This is a genomic window from Nocardiopsis sp. CC223A (assembly GCF_030766825.1).
In the GTDB taxonomy this organism is placed as follows: Bacteria; Actinomycetota; Actinomycetes; order Streptosporangiales; family Streptosporangiaceae; genus Nocardiopsis.
This window is the reverse complement of the sequence record NZ_JASFDV010000021.1, coordinates 1-21262: the sequence shown is the minus strand read 5'-3', so window position 1 is coordinate 21262 and position 21262 is coordinate 1. Positions and strand designations below refer to the sequence as shown.

The following is a 21262-nucleotide window of genomic DNA, read 5'->3' as shown; positions in this document are numbered from 1 at the left end:
AGAGTAGTGGTGTCCGCGAAGGGTGCGGAGCAGAGGTCCTGCGCGCTCGGTGGTGGGACGGGGTGGGGGCGCGCCTCCCCCGAATCCACGGTCGAGCGCATCCTCCCGCCGCAACAACGGACATCCTTGGGTCTGCGGACGACCCCGAATCGCGAGTCGAGTACGGGAGTGTCCCTGATCGTGTCCGGCCCCGGGGTGTGCGCGGTCGTGTTCCCGTGCAGGTGGGCGGCGCGATGGCGAGGGCGGATGCGGCATGTGCGGGTCGGGTGGCGGAGTCCGTCGCCGGAGTGCACGTGCCGTGGAATGTGCAGAATGGCGTTCCGGGGCGCGTGCTGAATTTCCGTGCATTTATGTGTGCATGTTAGTCGTGCTCTCGGAAAAGCGAAAGGCCCCCACCTTCCTTTCGGTGAGAAAACCCTGTCCTCGAACGTGTTTGGTTTGTGTTCTTGCAGGTCGAGGGCCTTGGGTTTCGGTCCTTCGCGGATGTCCTTATTGGCGATCTCGACAATCCGCAAAGCGCGGTGTCATCCTGTTCCTGTGCTGGGTTATGGCAGGCTGGATATCAGGCTCCTCGCTCATGGCCCACGGCTTCTGGTCGACGATCGGCCGATCGACGTGGGCTCCCCCCAGACGGCCCTGTCCCTTGCCGTCCTCGCCGACTCCGTAGGCCACGTCGTGTCCAAAACGGATCTGGTGGACGCCCTCTGGGGCCGGTACCCGCCCCGGCAGGGCCCTGCGGCGCTCCATCCCCTCATGAGCCGCCTGCGCGGTGCCCTGCGTGCCGCCGGTTTCCGCGACGACGTCGTCGTCTCGCGTGGCCCCGGCTACTTCCTGAACGTCGACCCCCGGTGTGTGGACCGGCACCGGGTCACCCGCTTGGTCTCCACCGCTCGGGAGAACGTCCACCGGGGCCATCGTGACGAAGCGGCCCGGCTGTACGACGAGGCCCTGCGCCAGTGGGACGGCGACCCACTGGCCCGCGTGGGCGGCGACTGGGCTGAGGCCAGGCGCCTCAAGATGCGCGCTGACCGCCTCCGGGTGCTCGCCCAGTGGGCGGAGAACGCTCTGGAACTCGGCGGGTATGAGGAGCTCCTCGACCGTCTTGAGGACCATCCCGTTCGGGAGCGTCTCGTCTACTTGCGTATGCGCGCTCTGAAAGAGCTGAAGCGGGATTCCGAGGCCATCGACTGCTACCACGTTCTGAGAGACCACCGACTCGAACACAGCGGCCTCGAACCCAATGAGCAGACACGGCGGCTCTACGAAGAGCTGATCCGGAGAGAAACCCTCTCGCTTCGCCCCGCTCCGCCCGACTCCCCTCCGCCGGCGGCCGGTTCCGCCCCCGCTCCGGGACCGGTCGTGGTCGACACGCTCCCGCACGACCTCGGCGACTTCACCGCCCGGGAACAGGAGGTGCGGCTGATCCTGGACGGCGCCGAACACGGCGGCAGCGGCACCGTGGTTCAGGTGATCCGCGGGCTGGGCGGAGTCGGCAAGTCGGTCCTCGCACTCCATGTCGCCCACCGCCTGCGCCACCGGTTCGACTTCCGCCTCCACCTCGACCTGCGCGGCATCGACACCGAGCAGGCGCTGTTCCACCTCCTCCGAGTGCTGGGCGTCCCCGGTGAGGCCGTCCCCCCGGGATTGGACCGGCGCGTCGAGATGTGGCGCACCGGTACGGCGGAGCGGCGTGTGCTCCTGGTTCTGGACGACGCCGTGCCCGGCCAGGTCGCGCCCCTGATCCCCGCCTCACCCGGTGGGGTCGTCCTGGTGACCACCCGCGAGAACCTGGTCGTGGAGCTCGACGGCGCCCGTGATCTCCGTCTCCGCCCGCCTTCGGATGATGATGGAATCCGGATGCTCGCGGCATTCGAAAGCCGACTCGCCGAGGACGAGGGCATCGCCGACCTCGCCGCGATGCTGGGGAATCTGCCGCTCGCGCTGCGCCTGACCGCCGCCCAGCTCCGGATCCACCCCGGACGTGGATGCCGGACCCATGCCGATCGGATCGCCCGCAACGGACTCTCCGAGGTCGACGGAACGCATCGGGGACTGGACGCGACTTTCGACATCTCCTACGCCAACCTCTCCCCGGTGGCCCGTCGGGTTTTCCTCTGCGCGGGCCTGCACCCGGTGGCGAACCTGCGCCTGCCCGCCGTGGCGGCGTCGGTCGGAGGACGCCGGGAGACGGAGGCCGCGTTCGAGGAACTGCTCGACCGCCATCTGGTGGAGGAGACCGCCGACGAGGCCTACCGCATGCACGACCTGGTGCGCCGGTTCGCCCGGGAGCGGGCGCACGAGGTGATGACGGAGCCGGAACGCCGTGCGGCGGACCTGCGCGTGCTCGACCACTACCTGCACACGGCCGACGCCGCCGACCGGGCGGCCCGGCCCGGCCGCTTCCGCCTCGGTCTGCCGATGATCGGGCGAACGGCGGAGGAGTCCTTCTCGGGGCCGAAGGAGGCCAGGGACTGGTTCGTGGACGCGTTCGCCGACCTCGACGAGGTGCTCTCCTTCGCCCGGGAACAGGGCTACACCGCTCACGTCGCATGGCTCCCTTTGGCCATGTCGGGTCTCCTGGACGGCTGCGGTCCTTGGGACCGGGCGGAACGCGCTCTGGACCTGGCCGTGGAGGCCTGGCGCGGGTTGGGCGCAGAGGAGGGCGTCGCGCACGCCCTCTACGAGCGCGGCTGTATGCGCGAACGGCTCTTCGACCTCGGCGGCGCGCGGAAGGACATCGACTCCGCGAAGGCCCGCTGGGAGGCCGTCGGTGACACCCGCGGCGCGGCCTATGCCCATGACCGGCTCGGAACCGTCTACGCCGTGGCGCGTGAGTACGGCAAGGCCATGCGGGAACACCGGGCCTCGCTCCTCGGGTTCCAGGGCACGGGGGACCGCTGGGGCCGGGCCCAGGTGTTCAACCACATCGGAGTCGTGCTCAGGAGGACCGGGGATCTCGAAGGCGCGACGCGGATGTTCGCGATCACGGCGTCCCTCAGTGAGGAACTCGGCGACGACCGCACCCGGGCCCAGGCCATGCTCAACGACGCGGGAGCGCTGTTGCATCTGGGGTTTCACCGTGAGGCGCGGATCCACTGCGAGGAGAGCCGGAGGTTGTTCGAGGAGTCCGGTGACCGGATGAACGCCGCGCTGGCCCGGAACAACCACGGGATGGTGCTCAACTACCTCCAGCGATACCGGGACGCGCTGGAGTGCTTCATGGAGGCCCGCGAACGCTACCGCGTGCTGGGGTACGGGCTGGGCGAGCTCAGGGCCGATACCGGATCGGCCGAGGCCCTCCTGGGCCTGGGGCGGGTGGCCGAGGCGCAGCGGGCCGTGGAGGACGCGCTGCCCCGCGCCCGGGGTCCCCTGCTCGGGGACCTCGAACCGGTCCTGTTCAACCTCCTGGGTGATGTCCATCTGGAGCGGCGGCGCTTTTCCATGGCGCGCTTGCAGTACCAGAATGCGCGTCAGCTGGCGCGGGCTCGGGGGAATCCGGTCACGGAGGGCTTGGCCTGTGACCATCTGGGAGATCTGTGCGTTCAGGAAGGCGATATCGGAAGGGCGCGCAAATTCTGGCAAGAGGCCCTTCAGATGCTTGAACCCCTCAAGGTGTATCAAGTCGACATGATCAGGGTAAAGCTTGACGGCAGCGCGCATGCCTGCGATTCGCTTTTTCAGTAGAAGTCGCAGAATTTCCGCAACCGCCGGACAGATGTTCCCTCGCACGCTAGTTTGATCCGGGTCAGTTGGGCCGACCGAGGCGTCGGTCCGCTTTTGGGTGCCTATATGGCGTTAAATTCTGTCCTTTATGGGTGGAGATAGATCAGTATGACCTTCCCGGACTCCAACGTGGGCCACGGCTGTGCCCTCGGCTCCGCGGCCCTTGACGGAGACGACACCGTGTGGGGTGAATCAGGCTGAGTCCCCGTTCGACGCGATCGGCCCTTGCCGAGGACAAGGAGGTTGCAAGGCGAGGGCCGTCCTGTTGCAAGATCCTGCAAGGGCGCTGCAAGCCGGCGCCACGGTCCCGGCCAGATTCCCCTTCCACCGTGGGAACCGACCCGTAACCGAGGCCGGAAGGAAGACCCCCATGGCAGCCACCAGAGGATGGATCCGGGGCGACACGGGCCCCGTCGCACCCGTGACGGTCCGCCCGCAGCGCGTCGTCCTCGCCGTCGTCCACAGCCACCAGTCCGGCGACCGCATCTGCGAGTTCGTCGGTGAGCTGGAGCGGGACCCCCGCGTCCAGGTCGTCTGGACCCTCGCGCCCGGAGCGCTCCACCACGCCGGCGGCGCCGCCTTCATGCGCACCCTCGACGCCGCCGTCCTGCCCTGGGAGGACGCCACCTCGTTCACCTACGACCTCGCCCTGGCCGCGAACCACGGCCGCCTCGACGAGGTCCGTGCGCCCGTCCTGGTGCTCCCGCACGGCACCGGCTTCTCCCGCTCCACCGCCCGCGGGTTCGGCTACGGGCCTCCGGTGGCCCGCCCGGTCGGCGGCGCCGTGTACGGGGCGCTGGTCAGGTACGGGCGGCTGGTACCCGCCGCCCTGGGCATAGCGCACGAGCGCCAGCGGGCCCAGATCACCGCCGTCGTCCCGGAGGCGGACGGCATCATCGAGGTCGTCGGGGACCCGGCCTTCGACCGTGCGGCGGCCGCGCTGCCGGACCGGTCCCGCCTCCGGCGGGCGGCCGGGGTGGGCGAGGCCGAACACCTCACCGTCGTCACCAGCTCCGCGGGTCGGACCGGCCTGTTCGGGGTCCGCCCGCACCTGGTCGACCGCCTCTGCGCCCAGGCCCCCGACGACCACGTCATCGCGCTCATCCTCCACCCGGGGGTGTGGTGGGCCCACGGCCCCCGCCAGGTCCTGGCCTGGCTGTCCGGCGCCCGCGCCCGCGGGCTGCGGGTCCTCGCCCCCGCCTCCCCGTGGTCGTCGCTGCTGGTGGCGGCCGACACCGTGATCGGTGACTCCGGCAGCGTCACCGCCTACGCGGCCGCGCTGGGGGTGCCGACCCTGCTGGCCGGGGGCGGGCTCACCGACGTCGTCCCCGGTTCCACCCCGGAGGCCCTGTACCGGGTCGCCGCCCACCTCCGGGACGACGAACCTCTGCCCCAGGCCCTCGCTGAAACGGCGCGCCGCTGGACGCCCGGGCACACCGCCCGGGTGGCCGGGCACCTGACCTCCGCGCCCGGTCAGTCCGCCGAGCTGCTGCGGGCCCTGACCTACCGGATGATGCGCCTGCCCGAACCCGGCCGGCCCGCCGTCCCGCCGCCGCCGGGGACCCCCTGGTTCGTCGGGGACGGGATCACGGAAGGGAGGGCGGCGTGAACCCGCCCACCGCCCACCGGGTGTTCCTGTGCGACGTGGTCGAGGTGGACACCCGGGGCCCGCGCCTGCTGGGGCGCCAGCTCCAGGTGCTCCTCTCCCCGGACCTCGAACCCCGCTGGTTGCACGCCGCGGACACCGTCGGTATCCCGTCCGCCCCGATGGCCGCGGAGGTGTTCGCCCGCCTCCCCGGCTGCCGGGCGGTGGTGGCCCTGGGCCCATCCCCGGCCGTCCACCTGCGCGACGGGGGACCGCCCCTTCCCGTCCCGGACGCCGTGACGGCGGGGATCATCGCCGCCCTCGCCGACGTGCGCCCCCTCGTCCCGCACGACCCGCCGATCCCCTCTGCCGTGGTCTCCGGGGTCAGGGACCGTCCGTGTACGGCGGGGACCCCAACCGCCTCCGCAGTTCTCCGGCTTCGGGGGCGGACAGTTCGGTGTGAATGGCGAGCGCTTCGGTGAGCAGGCCCCGGGCCCGATCCAGGTCGCCCTCCGCCTCGGCGAGGTCGGCCGACATCACCCGCGCCCGGGCCTCCTCCGCCCGGGCTCCGATGTCCGCGGCGAGACGCAGCACCTCGGCCAGCACCTCCCGGGCATGTTCGGGGCGGCCCGCGGCCACGTGGACGGCGGCCAGCGACACCTGCGACCGGACCCTCATGTAGGGATCGGCGTCCTCCGTGAAGAACTCCAGCGCGCGGCCCAGTTGCTCTGCGGCGGCGTCATGGTCCCCCAGGTCCCGCCGGGCCTCGCCCAGGCGGCGGTGCAGTAGGGCGATGCCGCGCCGCCGTCCCAGGTCGGTGTGGATCTCCAGGGCGCGCTCGAAGTAGGGCAGGGCGTCCGCGGGGCGGTCCCGCGCCAGCTCGCACACGCCGCAGGCCTCCAGCGCCGATGCCCGCCCCAACCGGTGGTCGGCCCGCGTCCACTCAGCCAGGGCCCGCAGGTGGATCTCCCGGGCGCGGTCGACGTCCCCCAGCGTCAGGTACAGGCCGCCGAGTGCGTTGAGCACGTTGCCCTGGGCGGCCGGGTCGCCCAGGGCCTCCGCCGAGGCCAGCCCGGCCAGGTGCGTTCGCTCCCAGGCGTCGAAGTGCTTGCGCAGCATGAACACGTTCCGCAGGCACTCGCAGAACTGCCACGCCCACCGGTGCCGCCCCGTCCCGGTGCACAGGTCCACGCAGGCGCGCAGAACGTCGAGTTCGGTCTCCAGCCACTCCAGCGCCTCCCGCCGGGAGGCGAATCCCCGCACCGGCGGCTCCTCGAAGACCGGCGCCAGGTGCCAGCGGCCCGGGTTGAGGGTGCGGTCGGCGGCCGCCGCGGTGGCCAGCAGGTGGAGCAGCAGCCGGTCCAGGGCCTGTTCGCGCTCGGTGGGCGGATCTTCCTCCCGGGCCCGGCGCGCGGCGTGCAGGCGCACCAGGTCGTGCTGGACGAACCGACCCTGTGGGGTCTCCTCCAACAGGCTGGCCGCCACCAGTTCCGCCAGGAGCTCCTCGGCCCGCTCAGGGGCGCACCCCTGAAGGGCCGCGGCCGCCTCGGCGGTGGTGTCCCGGCCGGGGAGCATCCCGAGCAGCCGGTGCAGTCGGCGGTTCGGCGGCGGCAGCAACCGGTAGGAGGCGGTGAGCACGGCGTCCACGGAGGGCTCTTCGGCCTCGCCGAAACGGTCCAGGAGGTGTTCCCCGTCCAGGCTGGCGACCATGCGGCTCAGGGGTCGGCGGGGGCGCAACAGGAGCCCGCTGGCGGCGGCCCGCAGCGCGAGCGGCAGCCGCCCGCACAGCCGCACCAGCTCCCGCGCGGACCCGGGGTCGGACCGGGTGCGGTCGTCGGCGAGGATGCGGTCGACCAGGACCACCGCGTCGTCCTCGGCGAGCGGGTGCAGGTCCAGGAACTCGGCCCCGTCCACACGCAGACCGGTCAGGTGCAGGCGGGTGGTGACCAGTACCAGGTGCGGACCGGGCCCGGGGGAGAGGACCCGCACCTGGGCGGCGGAGACGGCGTTCTCCACCAGGACGGCGACGCGGCGGCCGTGGGTCAGGGATCGGAACGCGGCGGCGCGCCCGGCCAGGTCGCGGGGGATGGTGCCGGGAGTGCCGCCCAGGCCGCGCAGGAAGGCGTCCAGAGAGTCGGCGGGGTCGGCGGGCCCGCCCTCGGTGAAGCCCCTGAGGTCGGTGTACAGCACCCCGTCGGGGAACTCGGTGGCCGCGGCGTCCAGGAACCGCAGGGCGAGCGCCGACTTGCCCACCCCGCCGGTCCCGGACAGCACGACGGTGCGCCCGGCGGGGTCCCCGAGCACACCGTGCAGACGGTGCAGTTCCGCTTCGCGGTCGGTGAAGAAACGCGGTGGCGCGGGCGGCTGCCGGGGCACAGGAGGGGAGGCCAGGCGTACATCTCCGTGGACGGCACCGATCTGTAGGACGGTGCCGCCGCTCACCGCACCCGCGGAGTTCTGGGGGGTCATGGGGGCTTCTCTCGACGTCGACACACGAAGGTGTTCCCGTCACCGTGCGCGTCAACCACATCACGGGAAGTCGCACGCACCCCTGCACGCGCGTTCGCCCGTGCCGCCCAGCGCGGAAGGACGAGGTGGCGGAGTGCTCCCAGGTGATGTTCCGGGCGGAGCGGCGAGGCGGTCCCGGTGTTCGGGCGGGACATGGCGCAGGATCGGAAACGGGATCACAACACGGGGAGGACACCATGGCGGAGCGGAAGGGCATCCCGGTGCGGGCCTGTCTGTTGGGCCTGGCCGCAGGGTCGCGGGCGAGCCTGGGCGTGGGGACCGCGCTGCGCACCGTCCCCTGGGGCGGTCCGGCGCTGACGGCCCTGACGGTGCTCGGCACCGCCGCCGAGTTCGTCGGCGACAAACTCCCCGGCGCCCCCAGCCGCCTGGGCTGGGCGGGGCTGGCGCCCCGCATCGCCAGCGCCGTCGTCGGCGGGGCCCTCCTCGCCCGCACCGCGGGCGCCCCGGTGCTCCCCGCCGCCCTGATCGCGGGCGCCGCCGCCCCTGTGGGCGCCCGGGCCGGGGTCGCCTGGCGCGAGGCCTGGGGCCGCGTCGGCCCGGACACCGCCGGAGCGCTCATCGAGGACACCGTCGCGCTCACCGTCTCCGCGGCCGCCGCCCGGGGCCTGGCCCGCAAAGCCTGACCGGGGCGCCCGCCCGTGGACCCGGACGGACGACCGAAAAGGCGGGAAAATCAGGGAATTTCGATGGAACGGCTCCGGACGGTGACTTCACCATCACAGGTGCTCTGATCTGCGCCTTTGCGGATGCCGGGAGCGGGGGTCCGGGGCCCGCGCCTTCGAGAATCCCTGTGGTTACGGGAATCTTGGTTCACACCTGCACCTCCCGTCACTCTAAGGTTCGCTCATGATCAACAATCGGAACGGGCGCTCCCTCGTGCGAGGCGAGTCCCCCGCCCTGGTCGGCGAACTCCTGGCCGACTTCGAAGCGCGTACCGGGGCCGCGCACACCGCCGCCTTCGACCTCGACGGCGTCCTCCTCGGCCACGCCGGGCGCCCCGGCGACGAGACGGCGACGGCGCGCGCCGAGCAGTCGGCCTCCAGCTCCTACATGCTCGCCTCCCTCTCCACCGGGGTGGGCACCACCCTGCCCTCCCTCAGCCGCCCCGGGGGTCTGGGCCGCCCCGACCACCTGCTGCTGCGCTACCGCGGCCGCGACGAGAACGGCGGGCGGCCCGCGCCTTGGTGGGTGCTGGTGGTCCCCGTCCCCGAGTGGGGCGGCCTGGTCACCGAGATCCCGCCGGGCTCCGACGCCTCGGTCACCGCGGTGATGAGCGAACTGCTGCTCTCCTCCGAGCGCATCCACACGGTACTGGCCGAGGCCGGGCTCACCGGCGGCTGACCCGCTCCCGGCCTCCCGGAACACCGAGGGGTCCCGGCCGTCCGGCCGGGACCCCTCGGGCCTCGCTTCACATCCTCACGCGGTGGCGCCGCGCCTGGGCAGGCGCCAGCCGGGCCGCGGGAAGTGGCAGGTGTACCCGTTCGGGTACTTCTCCAGGTAGTCCTGGTGCTCCGGCTCGGCCTCCCAGAACGCCCCCGCCGGCTCGACCTCGGTGACCACCGGGCCCGGCCACAGGCCGGAGGCGTCCACGTCGGCGATGGTGTCCTCGGCGACCTTCCTCTGGTCGTCGTCCACGTAGTAGATCGCCGACCGGTAGCTCATCCCGATGTCGTTGCCCTGGCGGTTCAGGGTCGTCGGGTCGTGGATCTGGAAGAAGAACTCCAGCAGCTCCCGGTAGGAGATCCGCTCCGGGTCGAACCGGATCTCGATCCCCTCGGCGTGCGTCCCGTGGTGGCGGTAGGTCGCGTTCTCGACATCGCCCCCGGTGTAGCCCACCCGGGTGTCGATCACCCCGGGGAGCTTGCGGATGAGGTCCTGCATGCCCCAGAAACAGCCTCCGGCCAGGACGGCGCGCTCGGTCGTCATCTATGACCACCCTTTCTTCGTGCGGCGTCCTTCATAACACCTCCGGGCCGCGGGGAGTTCCCGGCGTCCCGGGCACGCGGGGGGGGCGTGCTCCCCGACGTGCGGTCACGGCTCCGGTGGAGGGATGTGCCGGAACACGGTCCTGGTGCGGGAATGTCCTAACCATGTGGAAGGTTGGGAGTTTTCCGGGAGAGAATATTTGCACTCCCTGCATCCCCCGCGCACACCGACGGACACCACGACCACAGAGGACTCTTGTGACCGGGACACCCACACCATCCGACCGCGCGCCGGAGACGGCCGACACCGGGCCGGGACCGCGCGCCGACCGCCTGGTCATCCCGTTGCTCCTGGTCTCGGCGTTCGTCGTCATCCTCAACGAGACGATCATGGGCGTGGCCCTGCCCGCGCTCAACGAGGACCTGGGCATCTCCGTCTCCACCGGGCAGTGGCTCACCTCCGCCTTCATGCTGGTGATGGCCGTGGTGATCCCCGCGACCGGCTACCTGCTCCAGCGCTTCCACGTGCGGCAGGTGTTCATCGCCGCCATGTCGCTGTTCACCCTGGGCACCCTGCTGTGCTTCCTGGCACCGGGCTTCGCGTTCCTGCTCCTGGGGCGGGTGGTCCAGGCCGTGGGCACGGCGATCATGATGCCGCTGCTCATGACCACCATCCTCAACACCGTGCCCGCCGACCGGCGCGGCCGCACCATGGGCAACATCTCCATCGTCATATCGGTGGCGCCCGCCGTCGGTCCGACCCTGGCCGGCCTCATCCTCAGCGTCCTGGACTGGCGCTGGATGTTCGGCCTGGTGCTGCCCGTCGCGATCCTGGGCCTGACACTGGGCGCCCTGTTCATCCGCAACGTCACCGAGCCGCGCCCCTCCACCATCGACATGTTCTCGGTGCTGGTGTCGGCGTTCGCGTTCGGCGGCCTGGTGTACGGCTTCTCCAGCCTGGGCGGCCACGGCGGCGGCCCGGTCCCGCCGCAGCTGGCGCTCGGGGTCGGAGCGTTGGCACTGGTGGTGTTCGTGTGGCGGCAGATCCGCCTACAGAACGATGACCGCGCCCTGCTGGACCTGCGCGTGTTCCGGTCCACCCAGTTCTCGATCTCCATCGGGCTGGTCGCGGTCAGTTTCATGGCGCTGTTCGGCACCCTGATCCTGCTGCCGCTGTACATGCAGAACGTGCTGGAGCACGACACCCTGACCACCGGCCTGACCCTGCTGCCGGGCGGTCTGGCCATGGGCCTGATCGCGCCGTTCGTGGGCCGCCTCTACGACAAGCTCGGCCCGCGGCCGCTGATCATCCCGGGCGCGGGGCTGGTGTCGGCGACCCTGTGGGGGATGACGATGTTCGACACCCAGACCCCGCTCGGCTTCATCATCGCCACCCACATCCTGCTCACCGTCGGCCTGGGTCTGATGTTCACGCCGCTGCTCACCGGCGCCCTGGGATCGCTCACGCCGCGGTTGTACTCGCACGGCAGCGCGGTCGTGGGCACCGTGCAGCAGGTCGCGGGGGCGGCGGGCACGGCCGCGTTCGTCGCGGTGATGTCGGCCTCCACGGCCGGCTACCTGGGCGAGGGCCTGCCGGAGGTCGAGGCCATGGCGGGCGGCATCCACATCGCCTTCCTGCTGGGCGCCTCGATCTCGGTGCTGGCGTTCGCGGCCACGTTCTTCGTGCGCCGTACCGCCACCGCGGAGGCCCCGGCGGCCGCGGCCGCACACTAGCCGCCATCCGCACCTCGGCCGGTCCCCTCGCGGGGCCGGCCGTGTCCGCACCGTTCACCCGGGTGTCCGGGAGCCCCGGGGCGGGTAGAGGGCCCGGAGCGACCGAACACCGCGGAGGGGAACCGACACGGAACGGCTGATCGACCTGCACGGCACCGCTCCGGAGGAGTTCGACCGGCGGGTGCGCCTGGTCCGGACGACCGACCGGGCACCGCCCACCCCCTGCGCCGGCTGGGACGTCCACGACCTGGTCGACCACCTGGCCACGGAGCAGCCGTGGGTGCCGCTTCTGCTGGAGGGGCGGACCCCGGAGGAGGTCGGCGACCGGTTCGACGGCGAGGTCCCGGGCGAGGAACCGCTCGCCACCTCGGAGGTCGCGGCCCGTGAGGCCCGCGCCGCCTGGCCGGCGCCCTCCGCCCGGGGCCGCACCGTCCACCTGTCCTGCGGCGACACCCCGGCGGAGGACCATCTGCGGGAGATGACCTTCGACCTGGGGGCGTCGCCGCGACCGCCCGGCGCCGGTCCCGGAAGGCGGCCCCGGTCCCGAACCCCGTGGTGGCCACGTCACCACAGGCGATCGCCTTGTGTCCGGGGGGCTCTCGGAGAACCCGGCAGGGTCCGGCACCCACCCGCGCCGGGGCGGGTCCGGGCTCAGTGGCCGCTCAGGGAGTTGTAGTGGTCCGCCCGCTCCTGCCCGGACAGGGAGTGGATGGCGTCCATCACCCGGTCGGTGATCTGGCGGCGGGCCTTGCCCGGGGCCAGGTGGTCGTAGCCGGTGGAGAAGTCCAGCGGTTCGCCGAAGCGCACCGTGAAGGGGCGCGGGCGCGGCATCGACGCCCCGATGGGCTGGACCTCCTGGGTGCCCGCCACCGCCACCGGGACCACCGGGGCCTTGGACTCCAGGGCCAGGTGCGCCACCCCGGTGCGCCCCCGGTACAGGCGGCCGTCCTTGGAGCGGGTGCCCTCGGGGTAGATCACGCAGGCCTCGCCCTCGCGCAGCCGCTCCAGCATCACGTCCAGGGACACCAGGGCGTCGCGGGCGTTGCGGCGCTCCACCGGGATGGCCCCCAGCGCACCGAACACGGTGCCGGTGACCCGGCCCTTGATCCCCTTGCCCTCGAAGTAGTCGCTCTTGGCCAGGAACCGGACCCGGCGCTGGGTCACCGACAGCGGGATCACCACGCTGTCCACGAAGGACAGGTGGTTGCTGGCCAGCAGCACCGGCCCGGTCGTGGGGACGTTCTCGCGGCCCTCGATGGTCGGGCGGCACAGGGACCGGGCCAGGAGCGACGCCGTTTGCCGCAGGACATCGTAGAGCACGTGGTCTCCCTCACTCCGGGTGGTGGTCGACCCCAATGTAAGGGTGACCAGCGGGTAATGAGCGGTTCCGGTACGGAGAGTGCCGCAGCTCACCGAACAGGGACGACACGGGCGAGCGGGGCGCACCGGCCGTTCGCGGCCCGCCCCGTGCCGTGTGTCATGCCCGCGCGGGCTGGGCCGCCTCCTCGCGGTAGAAGATGTCGATGTCGACCTCCTCGCCGCCGACCGTCAGAGTGTCCCACGCCCCTCCCGCGACCAGTGAACGCAGGGTCTCGTCGGTGAGCCCGGCCAGGTGTTCGCGCAGGGCCTCGTCGTCGGGCAGCCCCTCGATCCGGTCCGCGAGCCGGGCCCGGATCGACCCCAACCGCTCCATGAGCGTCGCGGTGTCGGCCTCCCGCCCGGCGCCCTCCTCGGTCAGGCTCCGGGCGATCAGCCCCTTGACCGTGCTCGTCACCCCGTCCGCGTCGCTGGTCACCATCGCCTTCCAGGCCCGGCTCTTGTGCCGGTACTGGAGCATCGACATGGCCGCCTCGTGGCGGATGAAGTCCGCGTCCCGGAAGGGGCGCCCGTTCCAGGCGCTGCTCAGCGAGCGGGCCAGCGAGATCGCCGAGGCCAGCCCGCTGTTGAGGCCGCGCCCGGGCCAGAAGTGGATGGCGTTGGCGGCGTCCCCCAGCAGGAACCCGTAGGTGCCCGGGGAGGAGGGGGTGGCCGCTCGCAGCTGGGCGGTGAACCGCGGCCGCTGCACCATGCTCAGCCGGAACGCGGTGACGGCGCTCAGGTCCTTTTCGGGGACCCCGAAGAACTCCAGCCCCTGGCGCACCCGCTTCCACAGTTTCGACCCCTTGACGAGAGCGGGCAGGAACAGGGTGCTGTGGGTGGAGCAGGTGAAGTCGCCCTCCTCGTCGCGGGCCATGACGCACGGGCGCGAGCCGACGCACTCCTCGAACGACCGCCGGACCGGGTCGATGCCCACGACCTCCTGCGCCTCCTCGTCGGTGAGGCGCATGTTGAGGAAGCCCTCGCCGCGCAGCGAGTTGAGCAGGAACCGGTTCTGGGCCACGGTCAGCAGCACGGTCGCCGGGTCCGACAGGGTCGACCGCACCTGTAGCCCCAGCACCACGTCCTCGACGTGCTCGCCGTCCAGTGAGTAGATGCCGCTGTCGGCCTGCCCGAAACCGCCGGTGAAGTGCTCGCGGGTGCGCGAGCGCGACCCCTCGCACACGGCCAGCACGTGCCGGCCCTCCAGCGCCCCGGGGGCGGTCACGTCGAACTTCTCCGGGACCAGCCGGATGCGGTCGGGGCGCTCGCCGCACATCGCCAGGAGCACGTCCTCGATGCGTGAGATGCGGATGTTGCGCGGCCCCAGGCCGCCGACGGAGTCGGCGCCCGAGGGCCACATCTCGGTGTACTCGCCGGGGGCGAACAGCCGTTCCAGCATCTCCTCGGACAGGTTGAGGAACTGGCGGCTCTGGATCGTCACCACCTGGCGGCGCCGGACGTTGCCCTGTTTCTCGTTCTTCCACACGACCCGGCCGTCCTCGCGGGTCCAGCGGGCGTCGTACACGGTCACCGACACCTGCGGGCCCAGCAGGTGGTCCAGCAGCAGGGCGAAGGACAGCCCGACGGGGCCGCCGCCGGACACGGTGACGTTCAGGACGGGCCCGGAGAACACCTCGGGCCGGACGAACATCTGGGTCACCGGCAGGTCGGAGGGCGCTCCCGGGGTCTCGGCGGCCTCCCAGCGGAACGTCTCCTCGCCGATGGTGATGAGGTCGCCGGGCAGCAGCAGGTGCTCGGTGATCCGCTCGTCGTTGACGAGGGTGCCGTTGCTGCTGCCCCGGTCGCGCAGGACGTGGTTCTCCCCCTCGCGCCGCAGTTCGGCGTGGAAGCGGGAGACCGCCCGGCCGGGGAAGACCACGGTGTTGTCGGTATGGCGGCCGAACGTCACCGGTGCGTCGCCGACGGGGAAGCGGTGCCCGGAGAGGGCGCCTTCGGTTCCGACGATCTCGAAGGACACGGTTGCTTCTCTCTGTGCAGGGGTGGTCGGGGGATGAACGACCGTGGGGCCGACTCTCTGCGTGGGATGCGGCCACCGGGCATTCGGATCAGAATATTACGGAAAAAAACTTTTCTTCGCATATTCGGAAAGACCGGAACCCGATGCCTCGATCGGACCTTTCCAGCGGCCTTGTGCGCTGGGTACGGTTTCGGTGGTGCGGTCGCGAAAGCGCTGTTCACGGCGCTGGGGCGGGCCGGGGATTCTTTTCCGGATCGAAACCGAATAGAGTGAACCGGGCGGCGCATTCATCCGTTGTCGTGCAACGGAATTGCCCTCGGTGCCGATCCGGGAACAGGCCCGCGCGCAGGACGGTCGGCCGTCGGTGTGCTCCGGCGGCCGGACCACCGTGAACCGCTCGAAGGCGATCTCCGGGTCCTCGCCCCACTCCAGGCCCAGGCCCCGGCACACCCGCCGCCGGTACCGCAGGTGCCCCTCGCGCCGGTACTCCGGCGACAGGTCCCCTCTCCCCGGTCGCGGGCGAACGCCGCGTCCGCGCCCGCGGACCCGCCCGGCCGCGGTTCGGTGCCGCGCAGGACCACCGGCGGGCGCCCCGCGGAGTCGCAGGCGATCCAGTGGCCGCCGACCCGGGGCAGCGGGTCGCCCGCGGCGGCGAACTCGGCGACCGGCGCGGCGGTGGCCCGTTCGGTCCCGGCCAGGACCAGCCCCAGCCGTTCGTCGGTCGGTTCGGGGTGGTCGCCGAAGTACCCCACGGACGGCGGTTCCGGGCCGATCGCCGGGTCGGGTCCGGCCGACCGGTACTCCTGCCACGGCCGCCGGGCGGCGGCCCGGTCGACGGGTGTGTTCTCCATCGGGGTCGGCCCCCAGGCCCGGGCACCGCGACGCCCCGCGTCCGCGGTGCCCCGCCCCGTCCTTGTAGCGGGTGCGTCCGCATGGCCGACAGCGTCCCGCCTCGTGCCCGCATGGAGTGTGCCCGCGCGGCCGACAGCGCTCCGCCTCGTCCTTGTAGCGGGTGCGTCCGCATGGCCGACAGCGTCCCGCTTCGTGCCCGCATGGAGTGTGCCCGCGCGGCCGACGGTGCCCTGTTCCGCTCCCGCAGCGGGCGCGTCCGCACGGTCGGCGGGGATCAGCCCACCCGGTCCCAGCGGGCGTTGGCGCCGCACACCACCAGGCAGGGGCGCTCGCCCGGCACCCGGCCGGCCAGCCAGGCGGCGAAGGGCACCGCGGCGGCGGGTTCGGTGGCGATGCGGAACTCCGACCACAGCCGGTCCTGGGCGGCGACGATCTCGGCGTCGCTCACCAGCGTCCGCGTGATCGGGTTGTCGCGCAGCACCTCGAACGGCACCCGGCCCAGCGTCGACGCGCCCAGCGCGGAGGCCGCCACCGAGTCCACGGGGGTCTGCACCGGGCGACCCGCGGCCATGGCCGCGTGCAGGCTCCGACAGCCCTCCGGCTCCACGCCCACGACCTCGCGCCCGCCCGCACCCAGCCGCACCCCGGCGACCAGGCCGCCGCCGCCCACGGCCACGACGATGCCGTCGCACTCGGGGGCGTCGGCGGCGATCTCCAGGCCCAGGGTGCCCTGGCCCGCGACCACCAGCGGATCGTCGAACGCGTGCAGGTAGCGGATGCCCTCCCGGTCGGCGTGCGCCCGGGCGGCCTCGGCCGCCACCGCGTAGTGCTCGCCCACCCGGACGATCTCCGCGCCCGTGGCGGCCAGCGGCGCCGCCTTGGCCTCGGGGACGGTCTCGGGCACGTAGACGGTGGCGCGCACCCCGAGCAGGCGGGCGGCGGTGGCCACCCCCAGCCCGTGGTTGCCGCCGGAGGCGGTGATCACCCGGTCGACGGGGCCGCCGCCGAGCAGGGCGTTGAGCGCGCCGCGCAGCTTGAACGCGCCGGTGAGCTGGAGGTACTCCAGCTTCAGGGTCACGGGCCTGCCGTCGACCTCGGTGTGCATCACCGGGGTGCGGCGGGCGTAGGGCGCGATGCGTTCGGCGGCGGCACGGACGTCGGTGGCCGTGGGCACGGCGTGCGCGGTCGTGGTCATGGCACCATGCTGCCGCTACCGACGATTAACTTAAAGTTGGGTCTACTAAAGATCCATAAGCAGAACTTTGTACCTATATTTGTTCGAGGGGGACGCCGTGCTGGACGCCAACCGCCTGCGCGTGCTCGTGGAGATCGCGCACGCCGGGTCCATCGCCGCCGCCGCCGAACGGCTCTCCTTCACCCCGCCCGCCCTGTCCCAGCAGCTCACCAAGCTGGAGCGCGAGGTCGGCGCGGTGCTGGTGGAGCGCGGCCGCACCGGCATCACCCTCACCGACGCCGGGCGGATCCTGCTCGAACACGGCGAACGCGTCCTGGGCGAGCTGCGCGACGCCGAGGCGGCCGTCCGCGCCCACGCCGGGACCCCGCCCGACCACCTGTCCCTGGGGGCGTTCGCCAGCGCGGGCCAGATCCTGCTGCCCCAGACCCTGGCCGCGTTCGGCCGCGCCCACCCGCACGTGCGCCTGTCCCTGGCCGACATCGAACCCCCCGGCGGCCACGACCTGGTCACCTCCGGTGAACTCGACGTGCTCGTCACCCACCGCTACCCGGCGGTCCCGCTGCCGCGCGCCCCGGGACTGCACCGCGAACGCATCCTCGTGGACCCGCTCATGGTGGTGGCCCCGACCGGGCACCCGATCGCCGACCGGCCCATGTCCCTGGCCGAACTGGCGGGGGAGGAGTGGATCTGCGGGGCCCCGGGCATCGCCAACCGCACCACCCTGGACGCGGCCGCCGCGGCCGCCGGGGTGAAACCGACCGTCACCTACGAGACCCGCGACTACGAGGTGGCCCTGGCCCTGATCGAGGTGGGCGTGGGGGTGGCACTGATCCCCTCCACCATCCTGGGCGCGGCCCGCCGCGGCGGCTGGGTGAGCCGTCCGCTGCGCGGAGCCCGGCTGGCCCGCGAGGTGTACGTGGTGCACCGGCGCCGCCCCCCCGAACCGCTGCCGGAGCTGGTCGCCACCCTGCGCGGGGTCGCCGCACGCGCCCTGGAGGAGGCGCCCACCCCGTGAGCGGCCGCTACAGCGGCGGGACGCCCGGCGGGCGCGGCGCGTTCCACCGGTAGCGCAGGGCCAGCACCCGGATCGTGAAGCACAGCAGCGCGCCGACCACCGCCACCCACCCGGCGTCGAACCCCAGCACGTGCGCCACCGACACCGTCCCCGCGCCCAGCAGCGCCGGGATCGCGTACAGGTGCGAGTTGGCGCTGAGCACCGTCGGCACCCGGTTGAGCAGCACGTCGCGTATGGTGCCGCCGCCCACACCGGTGATCGCCCCCAGCAGGACCGCCTGCAACGGGCCGAAGCCCAGCTCGATCGCCTTGGCCGCCCCGATGACCACGAACAGGCTCAGACCCGCGGCGTCGAACAGCAGGATCGGCTTGGCCAGCCGGGTGAGCAGGGAACCCAGGAAGAACGCCAGCATTCCGCCGGCCAGTGCCACGGTCACGTACCGCCAGTCCTGGAACGTCGCGGGGGTCACCCCCAGCAGCACGTCCCGGATGATGCCGCCGCCGATGGCGGTCACCAGCCCCAGGACCAGGACGCCCACGATGTCCACCCGGGCGGTGCGGATGGCGGTGAGGGCCCCGTCGACGGCGAAGGCGAAGATCCCGACGAGGTCGAGGATCAGGAGGATGGTCTGCGTGGACATGGGGCGCGGGTTTCTGGTGAGAACGGTGTACCGACCGGCCATTCCACCACGTCCGGACCGTCCGCACGCACGTCGGCGGTGGTGACGCGCCGCACCCCGCGGCCGGGCCGGAGGTGCCGCGCACCCGACAGCGGACGGTGGGCACCGGCTCCGGCGCGAGTCGGCGGCGGCCGGGGCGCCCGCGCGCCGTACCCGCCGGGTACACGGCGGGGCCCGCTGCGGGACACCCTCTCCGCAGCGGGCCCGGACCCTCCGGCTCAGCGTCCGGCGGTCTCCTTCTCCGGGCGCTCCGCCGGATCGGCGTCCTCGGCGACCCCGGCGGCGGGGACCCGGCGCAGCAGGGTCAGCGACACCACCGCACCCAGCACCGCCAGTGCCGTGGCCACCCACGCCGCCGTGTTCAGCCCGTCGGTGAACGCGATCCGCGCCGACTCCGCCAGCGCCGCGCCCGCCTCCTGCGGCAGACCCGCCGCCGTCTCCAGCGCCCCCGGCAGCGTCCGGGCGGCCTCCGACTCGGCGCCCGCCATCCGGGCCCGGTAGACCAGGGTGCCGACACTGCCCAGCAGCGCCACGCCCAGCGATGTGCCCAGGTCGCTGGCGGTCGTGTTGACCGCCGAGGCCGCACCGGCCTTCTCCGCCGGGGCCGCGCCGACCACCAGCCCCGGCACCAGCGCCATCGCCGGGGCCACACCCGGGTAGAGCACGTAGAACGCGGCGACCAGCAGCGGCAGCCCGCCCGCGGCGTCCACCCCGGTCAGCATCAGGTACCCGGCCGCCGACAGTGCCATACCGGCGGCGATCACGTAGGCGGGCCGCACCCGCCGGGCGATCGCCGGGGTGACCGTCGAGGCGATCACCAGCAGGATCGCCGCCGGGAGGATCCACAGCCCGGCCCGCAGCGGCGACTGCTCCGCCACCAGTTGCAGGTACTGGGTGAACAGCAGGTAGATGCCGCCGATGCCCACGGCCGCCAGCAGGAACACCACCAGAGACCCGCTGAACACGCGGTTCGAGAACAGCCGCACGTCCAGCAGCGGATCGGCCGCCCTGAGCTGGCGCCGCACGAACAGCACCCCGAAGAGCGCACCGGCGGCCAGCGCCGCCACCGGGACGGTCGCCAGGCCCTCCTCGGCGAGCTTCTTGATCCCGTACACGAACGGCAGCAGTGCGGCCAGCGACAGCAGAACACTCAGCGGCTCCAGCCGGCCGGCGTCCGGCGCCCGGTACTCCGGCACCAGGAACGGAACCGAGACCAGTACCAGGGCCATCACCGGGACGCCGATGAGCATCGCCGCGCCCCACCACAGGGCCTCCAGCAGCAGGCCGCCCACCAGCGGGCCCAGCGCCACACCGGCCGACACCGACGCCGCCCACAGGCCGATCGCCGTGCCGCGCTGGCGCGGGTCGGTGAACATCACCGTGATCAGCGACAGGGTGGCGGGCATGATCGCGGCCGCGCCCAGGCCCGTCAGGGCGCGGGCGGCGATGAGGACCTCCGCGTTCGGGGCGTAGGCCGCCGCCACCGAGGCGAGGGCGAACACCGCCGCGCCGACCAGCAGCAGGCGGCGCCGCCCCACCCGGTCGCCGAGCGTGCCCATGGTGACCAGGAACCCGGCCATGACGAAGCCGTAGACGTCGTTGATCCACAGCAGCTGGCCACCGGTGGGCCCCAGGTCGGCGGCGATGTAGGGGGTGGCCAGGAACAGGACGGTCATGGCCAGGAACAGCAGCACCGTGGGCGCCAGCAGGACCGCCAGGCCCGCCCAGGTCCGGGCGGTCGCCCGGGGAGTGACATCGAGTGGCATCGTGAACCTTCTTCGGGGATCGGATCGAACGGTCACCACCGTGGCGGCCCGGGCTCCGGAAACCCTTCGGGCGGACTCAGGACGGTGGCGGGCCGGGCCGTGAGGACCTCTAGAGTTCGGATCATGAGATTCGGGGTGCTGGGGCCGCTGGCCGTGTGGGACGAACGCGGGGAGCCCGTCCGGGTGCCCGAGCTCAAGGTCCGGCTGCTGCTGGCGGCGCTGCTCATCGACCCCGGCCGGGTGGTGCCCGCCGACCGCCTGGTCGACGACCTGTGGGGCGCGGACCTGCCCGCCGACCCCACCGCCTCGCTCCAGACCCGCGCCTCCCAGCTGCGCCGGGTCCTGGACGCCGCGGAACCGGGCGGACGCGCCCTGCTGGTCTCCCGCCGCCCCGGCTACCTGCTGGAGGCCGCCCCCGGTCTGCTGGACGTGCGCGACTTCGAGGGCCTGCTGGGCGAGGCCCGCGACACCGCCGACCCGGCCGCGCGGGTGGGGCTGCTGGCCGACGCCCTGGCGCTGTGGCGGGGACCGGCCCTGGCCGACCTGGCCGACCACCACTTCGTCCGCACCGCCGTCCTGCGCTGGGAGGAGCGGAGGCTCACCGCGCTGGAGGACCAGGCCCGGGCCCGCCTGGACCTGGGGGAGCACGCCGCGGTCGCCGACGGGCTCGGCGACCTGGTGGAGGAGCACCCGCTGCGCGAGCGCCTGCGCGCCGCCCACATGCTCGCCCTGTACCGGTCCGGCCGCCAGACCCTGGCCCTGGAGTCCTACCGCAGGCTGCGCGACCTGCTGGCCGACGAGATGGGCCTGGACCCGGGGCCGGAGCTGACCGCCCTGCACCAGGCCGTGCTCGCCCAGGACCCCGCCCTGGACGCCCCCGCCGTCGCCGCCGCGGCCCCCGCCGCCCCGGTGGTGCACACCG

Annotated in this window: 15 protein-coding genes and 1 pseudogene; 8 read left to right on the top strand and 8 right to left on the bottom strand. The window is 72.9% G+C overall.

Annotation, left to right across the window (positions count from 1 at the left end; all coding sequences use genetic code 11):
• Positions 1-492: 492 nt before the first annotated feature.
• Positions 493-3684, top strand: coding sequence for an AfsR/SARP family transcriptional regulator (locus QJS33_RS11080; RefSeq protein WP_306367825.1), 3192 nt, complete (start codon positions 493-495; stop codon positions 3682-3684).
• A gap of 409 nt (positions 3685-4093) precedes the next feature.
• Positions 4094-5332: a hypothetical protein gene (locus QJS33_RS11075; RefSeq protein WP_306367824.1), complete on the top strand. Its 1239-nt coding sequence runs from the start codon at positions 4094-4096 to the stop codon at positions 5330-5332.
• 360 nt (positions 5333-5692) lie between these two features.
• On the opposite strand, the gene QJS33_RS11070 is transcribed toward QJS33_RS11075, so the two are convergent.
• The gene (locus QJS33_RS11070; RefSeq protein WP_306367823.1) at positions 5693-7777 is read right to left on the bottom strand and encodes a tetratricopeptide repeat protein; all 2085 of its coding nucleotides are present in this window, start codon (positions 7775-7777) and stop codon (positions 5693-5695) included.
• Between the two features lie 236 nt (positions 7778-8013).
• Here QJS33_RS11070 and QJS33_RS11065 point away from each other — a divergent pair, with 236 nt between their 5' ends.
• Together QJS33_RS11065 and QJS33_RS11060 are read left to right on the top strand one after the other, a co-directional pair.
• Positions 8014-8460 carry a hypothetical protein gene (locus tag QJS33_RS11065; RefSeq protein WP_306367822.1) on the top strand — a complete coding sequence of 149 codons (447 nt, stop codon included), beginning with the start codon at positions 8014-8016 and terminating at the stop codon, positions 8458-8460.
• A 223-nt stretch (positions 8461-8683) separates the two neighbouring features.
• Complete coding sequence (locus QJS33_RS11060) at positions 8684-9178, top strand: hypothetical protein (RefSeq protein WP_306367821.1); 495 nt, start codon at positions 8684-8686, stop codon at positions 9176-9178.
• A 75-nt stretch (positions 9179-9253) separates the two neighbouring features.
• Here QJS33_RS11060 and msrA read toward each other — a convergent pair whose 3' ends face one another.
• Positions 9254-9763, bottom strand: a complete 510-nt coding sequence (msrA, locus tag QJS33_RS11055; RefSeq protein WP_306367820.1) for a peptide-methionine (S)-S-oxide reductase MsrA — start codon at positions 9761-9763, stop codon at positions 9254-9256.
• A 257-nt stretch (positions 9764-10020) separates the two neighbouring features.
• Here msrA and QJS33_RS11050 point away from each other — a divergent pair, with 257 nt between their 5' ends.
• Positions 10021-11496, top strand: a complete 1476-nt coding sequence (locus QJS33_RS11050) for an MDR family MFS transporter (RefSeq protein WP_372339638.1) — start codon at positions 10021-10023, stop codon at positions 11494-11496.
• A gap of 136 nt (positions 11497-11632) precedes the next feature.
• Positions 11633-11989: pseudogene (locus QJS33_RS11045) on the top strand (maleylpyruvate isomerase N-terminal domain-containing protein); the annotation flags it as partial.
• Positions 11990-12147: 158 nt separating this feature from the next.
• Here QJS33_RS11045 and QJS33_RS11040 read toward each other — a convergent pair.
• The 4 genes from QJS33_RS11040 to QJS33_RS11025 form a co-directional block, all read right to left on the bottom strand.
• Positions 12148-12816 (bottom strand): 1-acyl-sn-glycerol-3-phosphate acyltransferase, encoded by a 669-nt coding sequence (locus QJS33_RS11040; RefSeq protein ID WP_306367819.1) that lies wholly within the window; start codon positions 12814-12816, stop codon positions 12148-12150.
• A gap of 157 nt (positions 12817-12973) precedes the next feature.
• Complete coding sequence (locus QJS33_RS11035) at positions 12974-14833, bottom strand: FHA domain-containing protein (protein ID WP_306367818.1); 1860 nt, start codon at positions 14831-14833, stop codon at positions 12974-12976.
• A gap of 96 nt (positions 14834-14929) precedes the next feature.
• Complete coding sequence (locus QJS33_RS11030; RefSeq protein ID WP_306367817.1) at positions 14930-15283, bottom strand: hypothetical protein; 354 nt, start codon at positions 15281-15283, stop codon at positions 14930-14932.
• A 676-nt stretch (positions 15284-15959) separates the two neighbouring features.
• Complete coding sequence (locus QJS33_RS11025) at positions 15960-16880, bottom strand: threonine/serine dehydratase (RefSeq protein WP_306367816.1); 921 nt, start codon at positions 16878-16880, stop codon at positions 15960-15962.
• Positions 16881-16977: 97 nt separating this feature from the next.
• On the opposite strand from QJS33_RS11025, the gene QJS33_RS11020 reads away from it, so the two are divergent.
• Positions 16978-17895 (top strand): LysR family transcriptional regulator, encoded by a 918-nt coding sequence (locus QJS33_RS11020; RefSeq protein ID WP_306367891.1) that lies wholly within the window; start codon positions 16978-16980, stop codon positions 17893-17895.
• A gap of 7 nt (positions 17896-17902) precedes the next feature.
• Here the strand turns inward: QJS33_RS11020 and QJS33_RS11015 are convergent, their stop codons facing one another.
• Both QJS33_RS11015 and QJS33_RS11010 read right to left on the bottom strand, forming a co-directional pair.
• A complete protein-coding gene (locus QJS33_RS11015; RefSeq protein ID WP_306367815.1) occupies positions 17903-18535 on the bottom strand; it encodes a trimeric intracellular cation channel family protein in 633 nt (210 codons plus the stop codon).
• A 257-nt stretch (positions 18536-18792) separates the two neighbouring features.
• Positions 18793-20340, bottom strand: a complete 1548-nt coding sequence (locus QJS33_RS11010) for an MFS transporter (RefSeq protein WP_306367814.1) — start codon at positions 20338-20340, stop codon at positions 18793-18795.
• A gap of 123 nt (positions 20341-20463) precedes the next feature.
• On the opposite strand from QJS33_RS11010, the gene QJS33_RS11005 reads away from it, so the two are divergent.
• The coding region (locus QJS33_RS11005; RefSeq protein ID WP_306367813.1) for an AfsR/SARP family transcriptional regulator at positions 20464-21262 on the top strand (799 nt) is incomplete at its 3' end.

Excerpts from the sequence above, each read along its gene's own strand:
- QJS33_RS11065 (WP_306367822.1), top strand. The coding sequence starts at position 8,014 with ATGGCGGAGCGGAAGGGCATCCCGGTGCGGGCCTGTCTGTTGGGCCTG.
- QJS33_RS11075 (WP_306367824.1), top strand. The coding sequence starts at position 4,094 with ATGGCAGCCACCAGAGGATGGATCCGGGGCGACACGGGCCCCGTCGCA.
- QJS33_RS11025 (WP_306367816.1), bottom strand. The coding sequence starts at position 16,880 with ATGACCACGACCGCGCACGCCGTGCCCACGGCCACCGACGTCCGTGCC.
- QJS33_RS11060 (WP_306367821.1), top strand. The coding sequence starts at position 8,684 with ATGATCAACAATCGGAACGGGCGCTCCCTCGTGCGAGGCGAGTCCCCC.
- QJS33_RS11070 (WP_306367823.1), bottom strand. The coding sequence starts at position 7,777 with ATGACCCCCCAGAACTCCGCGGGTGCGGTGAGCGGCGGCACCGTCCTA.
- QJS33_RS11015 (WP_306367815.1), bottom strand. The coding sequence starts at position 18,535 with ATGTCCACGCAGACCATCCTCCTGATCCTCGACCTCGTCGGGATCTTC.
- msrA (WP_306367820.1), bottom strand. The coding sequence starts at position 9,763 with ATGACGACCGAGCGCGCCGTCCTGGCCGGAGGCTGTTTCTGGGGCATG.
- QJS33_RS11010 (WP_306367814.1), bottom strand. The coding sequence starts at position 20,340 with ATGCCACTCGATGTCACTCCCCGGGCGACCGCCCGGACCTGGGCGGGC.